Annotated in this window: 10 protein-coding genes; 2 read left to right on the top strand and 8 right to left on the bottom strand. The window is 61.8% G+C overall.

Features of this window, described 5'->3' with window-relative positions:
• Positions 1-2 precede the first annotated feature (2 nt).
• Positions 3-956 (top strand): WD40/YVTN/BNR-like repeat-containing protein, encoded by a 954-nt coding sequence (locus tag AC1U7K_RS04000; RefSeq protein WP_480249503.1) that lies wholly within the window; start codon positions 3-5, stop codon positions 954-956.
• 86 nt (positions 957-1,042) lie between these two features.
• A complete protein-coding gene (locus AC1U7K_RS03995; protein ID WP_480249502.1) occupies positions 1,043-1,582 on the top strand; it encodes a DUF3015 domain-containing protein in 540 nt (179 codons plus the stop codon).
• A gap of 37 nt (positions 1,583-1,619) precedes the next feature.
• Here AC1U7K_RS03995 and AC1U7K_RS03990 read toward each other — a convergent pair whose 3' ends face one another.
• The 8 genes from AC1U7K_RS03990 to AC1U7K_RS03955 form a co-directional block, all read right to left on the bottom strand.
• Complete coding sequence (locus AC1U7K_RS03990) at positions 1,620-2,360, bottom strand: 16S rRNA (uracil(1498)-N(3))-methyltransferase (RefSeq protein ID WP_480249501.1); 741 nt, start codon at positions 2,358-2,360, stop codon at positions 1,620-1,622.
• A gap of 14 nt (positions 2,361-2,374) precedes the next feature.
• On the bottom strand, positions 2,375-3,502 hold the full coding sequence (gene dnaJ / locus AC1U7K_RS03985) for a molecular chaperone DnaJ (protein WP_480249500.1): 1,128 nt from the start codon (positions 3,500-3,502) through the stop codon (positions 2,375-2,377).
• Positions 3,503-3,661: 159 nt separating this feature from the next.
• Positions 3,662-5,587: a molecular chaperone DnaK gene (gene dnaK / locus AC1U7K_RS03980; RefSeq protein WP_480249499.1), complete on the bottom strand. Its 1,926-nt coding sequence runs from the start codon at positions 5,585-5,587 to the stop codon at positions 3,662-3,664.
• Complete coding sequence (gene grpE, locus AC1U7K_RS03975) at positions 5,580-6,179, bottom strand: nucleotide exchange factor GrpE (RefSeq protein WP_480249498.1); 600 nt, start codon at positions 6,177-6,179, stop codon at positions 5,580-5,582. Before grpE ends, dnaK begins: the two co-directional genes overlap by 8 nt.
• 99 nt (positions 6,180-6,278) lie before the next feature.
• Positions 6,279-7,052 (bottom strand): type III pantothenate kinase, encoded by a 774-nt coding sequence (locus AC1U7K_RS03970; RefSeq protein ID WP_480249497.1) that lies wholly within the window; start codon positions 7,050-7,052, stop codon positions 6,279-6,281.
• 9 nt (positions 7,053-7,061) lie between these two features.
• A complete protein-coding gene (locus tag AC1U7K_RS03965) occupies positions 7,062-7,919 on the bottom strand; it encodes a biotin--[acetyl-CoA-carboxylase] ligase (RefSeq protein WP_480249496.1) in 858 nt (285 codons plus the stop codon).
• Positions 7,916-8,791 (bottom strand): carboxylating nicotinate-nucleotide diphosphorylase, encoded by an 876-nt coding sequence (gene nadC / locus AC1U7K_RS03960; protein WP_480249495.1) that lies wholly within the window; start codon positions 8,789-8,791, stop codon positions 7,916-7,918. The genes AC1U7K_RS03965 and nadC overlap by 4 nt, the downstream gene beginning before the upstream one ends.
• Positions 8,792-8,799: 8 nt before the next feature.
• A complete protein-coding gene (locus AC1U7K_RS03955) occupies positions 8,800-11,565 on the bottom strand; it encodes a valine--tRNA ligase (RefSeq protein WP_480249494.1) in 2,766 nt (921 codons plus the stop codon).
• Positions 11,566-11,714 lie beyond the last annotated feature (149 nt).

Genomic DNA, 11,714 nt, shown 5'->3' with positions numbered 1-11,714 from the left:
CCATGGTTGCCCGCCTGCTCCTCGTTGGCTTGCTGCTCTCGCTTTCGCCCAGCCTCGCGGCTGGTGACACGCGGATCTTCTCCACCGCGCAGAAGAGCGGCACCGAGGTCACGCTCATGGGAATCTATTTTCATGACGTGCGACTGGGATGGGCAGTCGGATCAGGCGGCGCGATCGTCAAGACGACGGACGGCGGCAAACGATGGCGCCGGGTTCCCAGTGGGACCCAGGCCCTCATGACGAACGTGTTCTTCGCCGACGCGAAGCATGGGTGGGCGATCGGCGCCAACGGCACCATTCTCGCGACCCGCGACGGCGGCGAGAAGTGGACGCCGCAGGTCAGCGGAACGCAAGTGCCGCTCTACGGCGTCTATTTTCTCAATCCGACGGTCGGCTGGATCGTGGGCGGCGGCGGGACGATCTTACACACCGAAGACGCCGGCCAGACATGGGACGATCAGCCGAGTGGGACCAACGCGATCTTGTACGCCGTGCACTTTGCCGATTCCGAGCGCGGGGGAGCCGCCGGCGCGTTAGGTACGATCGTGCTGACGGCCGATGGTGGCAAGACGTGGACCGGCCAGGAACTGAAGTCCTCGGCAACGTTCTTCGATATCGTGTTCAGCAGCCCGACGGAGGCATGGGCGGTGGGTAATGCCGGCGCGATGTTCCAGACGACCGACGGCGGGGCACGGTGGATCGACCGAACGCTGCCGTGCGGACAAGGCTGCTCCCGACTCACAGACCTGCTGCGCGTGCGGTTCACCGACCCGAAATCCGGATGGGTCGTCGGCGAACACGGAGCCATCTACCGGACGACCGATGCCGGATTTTCCTGGCTACCACAGACCAACCACAACAGGAACTCCCTCTACGGCCTCTCGTTTCCCGACCGTGACCACGGCTGGGCGAGTGGCGAGCGCGGGACGATCCTCTCCATCGCAACCGCGCCCTAGCGTCCTTCGTCACGTCCTCTCCATGCTTGACACACCGGCCGCCTGCGCTAGGCTTAACGGTACCTAATTACCCTGAAGGAGGACATATGATGCGAGTCAGGCTCTCGGCCGCAGTGATCGCCGCGGTTGTGACATTGTTTGCCGTCTCGGTGCACGCGGGTGCCAATCCCGACAATGGTCCGGGCTGTGGCCTCGGCAAATTGGCATGGAGCGATTACGGCGGACAAAAGCAGATTGCGCCGCAGGTGATGATGGCGACGACCAACGGGACATTCGGCAGTCAGACGTTCGGGATTTCGTCGGGCACGTCGGGCTGTACGAACGACGGCGTGGTCATGAAGAACAAGCACATCAATATGGCGGACGGCGCCTTCGAGGCCCTTGCCCAAGAGATGGCGCAGGGCGGCGGCGAGCACTTGACGTCTCTGGCTGTGTTGCTGGGTGTCCCTGAAGAGCACCATGAGACGTTCTTCGCGTTGGTGCAGGAGAAGTTCGGGATGCTCCTTCAGTCAGGGGAGACGACGCCGCTGACAATGCTCGATGCGCTGAAAGCCGCAATGGCCGAACATCCAATCCTTGCAAAGGCTGCATTCGTGCGCGAAGCTTCGTTGCAGGACCTCAGGTAGATCAAGGCGAGAACGTTCCGCCACCCTCCGCGGTATTTTACCCTTGCTCAAAGGCTCCGACGCGGCTCTGAAGAATTGCCAGAGCCGCCAGAGCCGCCGTTTCCGCCCGCAGGATCCGAGATCCCAGCCCGACAGGAATGAAGCCGGCACCGAGCAAGAGCGCCTGTTCGTCGCGGGTCCAGCCGCCCTCCGGCCCGATCGCGCAGACAATCGACGTATCGCCCTCAGGCAAATCGACCTTCCCGAGCGTCACCCCGTGCGATCGTTCGGCCAGAAAGAGCTTGCACGAGACCTGCGTCTCCTGCACCCACTGCTGCATCTTCACCGGGCGTTGAATGGTCGGGATGTCCCAGCGCTCGGACTGTTGCGCGGCTTCGAGTGCGATCCGTTGCCACCGGTCGAGTTGGGATTCCACCCGCTCATCACGGGGCCGAACGATGACGCGTTCGGTGATCACCGGGACGATGCCCATCACGCCCAGCTCCGTCGCCTTCTGAATCACCCAATCCATCCGGTCCCCTTTGAGGAGCGCCTGCGCGAGGATGAGGGACGGGTATCGCGGCCGGGGATCGGAAGACCGATCGAGAATCTCGCCATGCAGCGCTTTGGAGGTGATCGAGGTGACGCGAATGCGATAGCGGGTCCGCTGCGCATCGCCGATCGTCAACGTCTCGCCGATCTTCGTGCGCAGGCTCTTTCGAAGATGATCGAGTAGCGGGCCGGTGAGCGTGAGCGTGTCGCCGTTGATGTCAGGGGAGGGAATGAAGAAGACGGGCATGCGTCTGGGTGACGCTATTCGAAGAAGGTCTTCATCTTGTCGAAGAAACCGTCGCCTTCCGTATCGAGGGACACGCCGCTTTCCTTGGCGAACTCGGTCAGCAACTCCTTTTGGCGCACGCTCAATTTGGTCGGGATTTGGATCTTCACCCGAATGATCTCATCGCCGGTGTGTTGACCCTTGAGGCTCGGGACCCCCAATCCTTTCAGCCGCAAGGTCTTGTCCGGCTGCGTGCCTGCAGGAATTTTCACGATCGTATTGCCGCTCAACGTCGGGACTTCGATCTTTCCGCCGAGCGCCGCCGTGACGAACGGCACGTGGACTTCGCACAGCAGATCGTTGCCCTTGCGCGTAAAGACCGGGTGCGGCTTCACCGTGACGGCGACGTACAGATCGCCGGGTGGGCCGCCGTTCACGCCATGTTCTCCTTCGTTCGCCAACCGCAACCGCATACCGGACTCAATCCCGGCCGGAATGTTCACGGACAAGGTTCGCTCGCGATGGACCCGCTTTCGCCCGCGGCACGTCGGACACGGATCGGAAATGATCTGCCCGGCGCCTTCGCATTGATTGCAGGGCCGGCTGATGCTGAAAAAGCCTTGCTGGAAGCGAAGCTGCCCGGCACCCTTGCACGTCGGGCACACCTTCAGTGAGGCGGCTGAACGTGCGCCCGACCCTTTGCACTCCTGGCACATCTCCCAGCGCGGAATCTTGAGCTTGGCTTCTTTGCCGTAGACCGCTTCTTCGAACGACAGCTCGAGATTGTATTGAAGATCAGAGCCACGCTCGGCGCGCTGACCACCGCGTGTGCCGCCGCCGAAGAAATCCTCGAAGATATCGTTGAAAATGTCGTTGAAGCCGCCGCGCCCGAAGTCAAAGCCTTCGGCCCCGAACCCCTGCGGTCCGCCGGCATGACCGAATGCGTCATAGCGACGCCGCTTCTCCTGATCGCTCAGGACCTCATAGGCCTCGTTGATCTCTTTGAACTTTTCCCCGGCGACCTTCTTCTGATGGTCGCCGTTGTGGAGGTCCGGATGATACTGACGGGCGAGCTTGCGAAAAGCTTTCTTGATCTCCTCGTCGGAGGCGTTGCGGTCAACACCGAGGGTTTCGTAGTAATCGCGTTTGGCCACGTGTTCCATACGGGGTTACGCCTGGTATCGTTCGCGCCGGCTGACACGAGCCGCCATGCATCGGCCTTCCGCCTCGTGTGATGGAGACCGCCAACGCAGCTCCAGGCTGGTGAAGCAAACGCCGGATCATGCGAGGCATAACCCGGCGTTGTCGGTCGCTATTCTACATTACTTTTTGTCTTTGTCTACCTCTTCAAATTCCGCGTCGACGACCTTTTCATCGGTCTTTCCCGCACCGCCGTTGGCCTGCTCCGTCCCACCCGTCGGTCCGGCACCACCGGCCCCGGCGGAGGCCTTCTTGTACATCTCTTCAGCGAGCTTGTGCGACGCCGTGGTGAGCGCCTGCACGGCCGACTCGATCGCGCTAGGATCGTCACCTTCCATGGCCTTCCGGACAGACCCGATCGCGTCCTTGATGCGGGTCTTCTCTTCCTCACCGATCTTGTCGCCGTGCTCGGAGAGATTCTTCTCGGTCGTGTAGATCAGATTGTCCGCTTGGTTCCGCGCTTCCGCCAACCGACGGCGCTTCTTGTCTTCCTCGGTGTGCGACTGCGCTTCCTTCACCATCTTGTCGATCTCGTCTTTCGAGAGACCGCTGGATGCGGTGATCCGGATCGACTGCTCCTTCTGCGTCCCGAGGTCTTTCGCCGAGACGTGCACGATGCCGTTGGCATCGATGTCGAACGTGACCTCGATCTGCGGCATGCCGCGCGGAGCCGGCGGAATGCCGACCAGGTCGAACTGGCCGAGCAGCTTGTTGTCGTTTGCCATCTCGCGCTCGCCCTGGAAGACGCGGATCGTCACCGCCGTTTGGTTGTCCGCCGCGGTCGAGAAGACCTGGCTCTTTTTCGTCGGGATCGTCGTGTTCCGCTCGATCAGGTGCGTGAAGATCCCGCCCAGCGTTTCGATCCCAAGGGTCAGCGGCGTCACGTCGAGCAAGAGCACGTCCTTGACCTCGCCCTTCAGCACGCCGCCTTGGATCGCCGCACCGATCGCGACGACTTCATCGGGATTTACGCCCTTGTGCGGCTCTTTGCCGAAGAACTCACGCACCACCTGAATCACCTTCGGCATGCGCGTCATGCCGCCGACGAGCACGACCTCGTTGATGTCCCGTGGCGTCACGCCGGCATCGGCCAGCGCCTTCTTGCACGGCTCGATCGTTCGCTGGATGAGGTCATCCACCAGTTGCTCGAGCTTCGCGCGAGTCAGCTTCATGACGAGGTGCTTCGGTCCGCTCGCGTCCGCCGTGATGAACGGCAGGTTGATTTCGCTTTCCTGGGACGACGACAACTCGATCTTCGCGCGTTCGGCCGCTTCCTTCAGCCGCTGCAGGGCCATGCGGTCCTTGCGCAGATCGATGCCCTGATCCTTCTTGAACTCATCTACGAGCCAATCCATGATCCGGAGGTCGAAGTCATCGCCGCCGAGGTACGTATCGCCGTTCGTCGACTTCACCTCGAAGACGCCTTCGCCGATCTCCAAAATGGAGATATCGAACGTGCCGCCGCCCAGGTCATAGACGGCGATGCGCTCATCCTTCTTCTTGTCGAGACCGTAGGCAAGCGACGCGGCGGTCGGCTCGTTGATGATGCGCAGTACGTTCAATCCCGCGATCTGGCCGGCGTCCTTGGTCGCTTGCCGCTGGCTGTCATCGAAGTAGGCCGGCACGGTGATGACCGCCTCGGTGACCTTCTCGCCGAGATAGTCTTCCGCCGTCTGCCGCATCTTCTGAAGAATCATGGCCGACACTTCCGGCGGGCTGTAGCGCTTGCCGCGGATTTCCACGTGCGCGTCGCCATTGCTCGCTTCGACCACCTTGTAGGGCAGGCGCTTGATCGCTTCCTGGACCTGGCGGCTCTGAAACTTGCGGCCCATCAGTCGCTTGACGGAAAAAATCGTATTCTCCGGATTCGTGATCGCCTGTCGCTTGGCGATTTGCCCGACGAGGCGCTCCCCCTTGTCGGTAATCGCCACGACCGACGGCGTCGTCCGACTGCCTTCTGCATTGGCAATAACAACCGGGTCTCCACCGCTCATAATCGCGACGCAGGAATTGGTGGTCCCCAGATCGATGCCGATCACTTTACCCATGATGCTCTCCTTCCTGTGTATCGGGGCTCGGCTGTGACGCCCCCGTTGGGGCTGCAACAGTTACCATCGCTGGTCGCAGGATCCGATCGTGCAGAAGGTAACCGGGTTGATGCTCCTGAACCACGGTGTGCGGAGGGGAGTCGGCCGACTCCACGCTCGCCACCGCTTGATGCTTTGACGGATCAAATGTCTCACCCATGCTCTTGACAGGCTTCACGCCGAACCGGCTGAGTGTTTCCAGAAATTGTTTCAACGTCAGTTCCACTCCTTGCGCCAGACCGTTCGTGGTGTTCGTCTCGCCCTGCGCGAATTGCAGGGCCCGCTGCAGGTTGTCGACGACGGGCAGGAGTTCCTTCAACAGTGTTTCATTGGCGAACTTCGTCTGCTCCCGCTGGTCGCGTTGTGTCAGCCGCTTGTAGTTTTCAAATTCCGCGGCCAACCGCAGATACTTGTCGTTCAACGCTTTCAGTTCCTCGTCCTTGGCTTGAAGGACCTCGCGGCCGTCTGCGGTTACGTCCTGCTGTCCGGTCTGGGTTTGCTCGCTTTCGTCTAAGTTGCTGACTGTTTGACTGTTTTTGTTCTCTGTGGTCACGGTAACTCCCTGCTTGCGTCGAGATAGCCACCTGGGGTGTAAAGTCAACCAGGGCAAGTTTTTTTGTTTGAACGAACAGGCGGGATGGATGGCAGCAGATTACTCCTCGCCTCGGGTGCGGCGGTAGAGTAGTTCAAGTCCTTCAAGCGTCAGATACGGGCGCACTTCTTGAATGGTCTTCGATTCCGGTGCGATCAGCGTGGCGAGACCTCCGGTTGCGATCACCGTCGCGCGCTGTCCCAACTCCGTCTGCATGCGCTGCACGACTTCATCGACGAGCCCAGCATAGCCGAAGATGAGCCCGGACTGCATGCTGCTCGCAGTATCCTTTCCGATAACCGTCTTCGGCCGCACGAGATCGATCTTTGGAAGCTTTGCCGTTCGAGAGAACAGCGCCTCGGCCGCAATACCGAGTCCGGGGGCAATTGCCCCCCCCAAGTACCGTCCGTCCCCGGTGACGGCACAAAAGGTCGTTGCCGTGCCGAAGTCGATGATGATCAGGGTCGTCCGATAGTGATCGTAGGCAGCCGCCGCGTTCACGAGACGGTCGCTTCCGATTTCGCGTGGATTGGGATAGGCGACCTGCACGCCGAGATCAAGATCGGGCGAGACGATCAGCGGCAACTGATGAAAATAGGTGTCGATCATCTCTTCGAACGTGTTGGTCAACGAAGGCACGACGCTGGAGATGATCGCTCCGGTGATGTCCCCGGGAGCGAGATGGGACGTGTGCAACAAGCCCAGAAAGAGCAGGCCATATTCATCAGCCGTCTGCGCCGCTTTCGTGGCGATCCGCCAGTGGCCTTTGAGCGTCCGTTGATCGAAGACGCCCCAGACGATGTTCGAATTGCCGATGTCGACGGCAAGCAGCATATTGCTATTCTAAGATTCGCTTGATGCCCGGATCGGCCGCAGATGGAAGACGTCGCCGGCGCGAATGATTTCCGACGCCGGTGAACCGGGTTGGGCTCCGTCCAGGCGCACGTGCAAGGCGCCGTCCGCCGTAATCGCCTCCGCAATTCCTTCTATCGTGTCGCGATCCGGACGTTCAACCCGCACGTGTTGCCCAAGGGTGGCACAGCGGACATCATATTCTCGCCGGATATCGTCGATCTCGCCGCGAAGAAGGGTGTCGCGTCGGATTTCAAGCTCGGCAAACAGTGTGGCGGCGAGCGCGGCGCGGTCGAATGGCCGTCCGGCTTCGATTGCGAGGGAGGTCGCGGTGTCTCGCAGCTCGAGCGGAAAGCTATCCTGCCGCGCATTGACGTTGACGCCGACGCCGACAATCACGAAGCTGTCCTCTCGTCCGGTGCTTTCACAGAGAATGCCGGCAACCTTGCGGCCGTTGAGGAGGACATCGTTCGGCCATTTCACGACGGCGGACAGGCCGGTGATGGCATGGATTGCGCGGGCCACGGCAAGCGCAGACAACAACGGAATCCACGACAACCATCGCGCCATGCATTCAGCCGGTGGTGTGCCGCGAAGTACAACGGAGCAATACAAGTTCTGCCCAGCCGGGGAATGCCACAGCCGACCGAGGCGGCCGCGTCCGGCCGTTTGCGCTTCGGCGATCACCGCCGTGCCGTCGACGGCACCGGCTTGTGCCAGCGTAAAGGCAAGCGTGTTGGTCGATTCGGTTTGCTCGACGAGATGAAGGTGACGGCCGCATTGCCTCGTGCAGAGTGTGCGACGGATCCGCTCGGTGGTCAGCGGTTGAAAAGCGGACAGGACGTTCATCGGCGGCGTCGCGCAGGAAGGGGAGTGAGATCCATACTGATGTTGGCGGCCGGCGCCGAATGGGTCAAGGCACCGATCGAGAGATAGTCGGCCCCGGCCGCCGCCATGTCACGTGCGGTCGCGAGCGTGATGCCGCCCGACACTTCCACGACAGCACGGCCTTTGATCAGTGCCACAGCTTCTCGGACCTGAGTCGGCGTCATGTTGTCGAGCAGAATCACCTCGGCACCGGCTCCGAGCGCCATCTCGACGTCTTTCAGTGATGCGGCCTCGATGATGAACCGCAAGCCGTGCGGCGCCCGTTCTCGTGCCGACCGGATGGCTTCGTCTGTTGATCGCGCTCGGGCCTTCAACAGTGCGAGATGGTTGTCCTTGATCAGGACCCCGTCGGAGAGCGACGACCGATGGTTGCGGCCGCCGCCGAGCCGCACCGCCCACTTTTCCAACGCGCGCAGCCCGGGCGTGGTTTTGCGTGTGTCGGTGATGCGTGTTCGATGGCCCTGTACGGCCTGGCAGAACGCACGGGTGAGCGTCGCAATGCCGGAGAGTCGTTGCAGAAAATTGAGCGCCACGCGTTCGGCCATGAGCAGGGAACGGCCATCCCCTTCGGCAGTCAACATGACTTGGCCATCTTTGGCAACACTGCCGTCCAGCACGGCGCGAGTGATCGACATCGTCGGATCGACCTGCGCGAAGGCCTCCCGGACGACGACGATCCCCGCGACGATGAGTGACTGGTGCGCGACGATGGTCGCTCGAGCCGGCACGGCATCGGGGAAGAGCGCGCGCGTCGTGACATCGCCCGACGCGAGGTCCTCAGCCAAGGCGCGACGAACAACCTGTTCGATTTGATACTGCGGCGGTCCCGGCATCCGTGCTGCTAGGCTCCGCTCAGCATGGCGACCAGCTGCTCTTCGCTACTCGTGAGGAGGCGCTGGTCGTGGATGAGAAGGCTGATCCGCTCGCGGTGATCGGCCACGACCTCCGGCGGCGCTTTGGCCACGAACTCGGCATTGCCGAGCTTGCCCTCCAACCGCTTCAGTTCTTTTGCGGCCTCGTCGCGTTGCTTCGCGATGCGGTCGAGCACTTTGCGCACGTCGACCTCGCCTTCGACCGCAATGCCGACCGTCACGGCTTCCGACACGAGCCGCAGCACCCGCGAGGGCCAGGCGTCGCTCGGGGAGAGCGTCAACGTGCCGCGGGCCAATAGCTCGATGTGTGGTTTCAGCGCGACCAATGTCGCCTGCTCATCTCGATCTTTCGCGGCACCGAAGAAACGGAGCGATGTGCCAGGCGGGTAGGCGAGCAGTGCCCGTCCATGGCGTGCCAACGTCACGAGGCGCTCCAGCGTGCCAAATTGTCGTTCCACATCGTCCGAATCCCATGCTGCCGCCGGGGTGGGATACGTGCGCACCATGATGCTGGCCGTCTGCGTCCCGTTGTGCGGCAACGCCTGCCAGATTTCTTCGGTGACAAAGGGCATGAACGGATGAAGGAGGCGCAGCGTCAGCTCGAACGATTCGAGCAGCGTGTGCCGCGTGCGCGCCGCGTCGACCGACTCCTTGTCCTGAAGGGCCGGCTTGATCAATTCGAGATACCAGTCGCAGTACTCGTGCCAGATGAATCGGTAGAGGTGTCCGGCCGCCTGGTCGAACCGGTAGTGTTCCAGTGACGACGTGACCGTGCGAATGGTGTGGTTGAGACGAGCGAGGATCCAGCGATCGGCAAAGGACCGGTTGGGCGCCGGGCTGGCGTCCCGTGTCCCCTCGGCGTGCATCAAGATGAAGCGCGCGGCGTTCCAGATCTTGTTCGCGAAATTGCGGTAGCCCTCGATCCGTTCTTCAGCGAGCTTGATGTCGCGGCCGGGCGACGCCATCGACGCGAGCGTGAAGCGCAGCGCGTCGGTCCCGTACGTCGTCATCACGCTCAAGGGATCGATGACATTGCCTTTCGACTTGCTCATCTTCTGGCCCTCGGCGTCCCGGACGAGCGCATGGATGTAGACGTCTCGAAACGGCACGTCGCCCATGAACTTGAGTCCCATCATGATCATCCGGGCGACCCAGAAGAACAGAATATCCAGCCCGGTGACGAGCGTAGAGGTCGGGTAAAACTTCTCGAGGTCCGGCGTCTGATCGGGCCAGCCGAGCGTCGAGAACGGCCAGAGGGCCGACGAGAACCAGGTGTCGAGCACATCTGAATCCTGAATGAGGTCGCCACCGCCGCAGGTTGGACACGTCGTCGGTGCGTCACGGGCCACGATCGGTTTTGCCTGGGCAAGGAGCGTGTAGGACTTTTCCCCGCCCGCCCCGTTCGATTCAATGATGGCGCCGGCGTTGCAAGCGCGACAGTACCAGGCGGGAATGCGGTGTCCCCACCAGATCTGTCGGGACACACACCAATCCTTGATGTCCCGCATCCAGCCCAAATAGTTGTTGACCCACCCTTCCGGGATGATGCGGACCCGGCCCTCCTCGACCGCCTTGATCGCCGGGTCGGCCAGCGGCTGAATCTTCACGAACCATTGCGGCGAGAGGTAGGGCTCGACCACCGTCTTACAGCGGTAGCACTTGCCGAGCGCCATCTTGTGGTCGTCCACCTTGGCGAGGGCGCCCCGTTCCTTCAGCAGGTCCTCGATCTTTGTGCGGGCTTTGGCGACGGGGAGACCTTGAATGACCTCGATGATCGTCGGGTCCACCGCGGCCTTCTCCAATCCCACTGGATCGAGCCGGGCGTGCGCGTCGAAAATGGCGAACCTCGGCAGACCATGGCGCTCTCCGGCCTGAAAGTCGTTGAAGTCGTGGGCCGGCGTGATTTTCACGACGCCGCTGCCGAACTCGGGATCGACGAGGATGCCATCGGCGACGATCGGAATGTCACGACGGGTCAAGGGAAGGCGGACGCGCTTCCCGATCAGATGCCGGTAGCGTGAATCGTTCGGATGCACGGCGACGGCGGTGTCACCCAACATGGTTTCCGGCCGGGTCGTCGCCACGACGAGAACCGTGGCAGGGGCCTCGGCGAGCGGATAGCGAATATGGTAGAGCTTGCCTTTGGTCTCCTCGTGCTCGACTTCAATATCGGAGAGAGCCGTCAAGCATCGCGGGCACCAATTGATCAGCCGCTCGCCTCGGTAGAGCAGTCCTTCTTCATAGAGCCGAACGAACACCTCGCGCACCGCTTTGGAGAGGCCTTCGTCCATCGTGAAGCGCAGCCGATCCCAGTCGCACGAGGCTCCCAATCGTTTCAGCTGTTGGAGGATCGTCTCGCCCGATTGCGCTTTCCATTGCCATACCCGGGCCATGAATCGATCGCGGCCCAATGCTTCCCGAGACGACCCTTCCGCCATCACTTGGCGTTCGACCACGTTTTGCGTGGCGATGCCGGCGTGGTCGGTGCCAGGCACCCAGAGGGCATTTCGGCCCTGCATCCGGCGCCAGCGAATGAGGATGTCTTGCAAGGTGTTGTTGAGCGCGTGGCCGATGTGCAAGGAGCCGGTCACATTGGGCGGCGGGATGACGATGCAATAGGGTTGACCGGGATGATCGAGTCGCGCGTGGAAATACTGGTGCTCCATCCAGAACCGGTACCACCGTGCTTCAGCCTGCTTCGGGTCGTAAACCTTGTCGAGTTGAGGGAACGCCATGGGTAAAGAGGTCGTATCGTAGCATGCGGTCGGAGGGGTCGCAATGCTGCGCTTGTGCGGTTGGCCCCGTTGTGCTATACAGGCGCGGTTTCGGATCTAGTGTCCTGTCTCTGAAGTGCGCTGACAAAATCGAGCCACGCTGGCCAGGA

The sequence above is a fragment of the Nitrospira sp. Vd2 genome, assembly GCF_979581665.1.
Note: the sequence above shows the minus strand (reverse complement) of the source record. Positions and strands in the feature narration are given on the sequence as shown.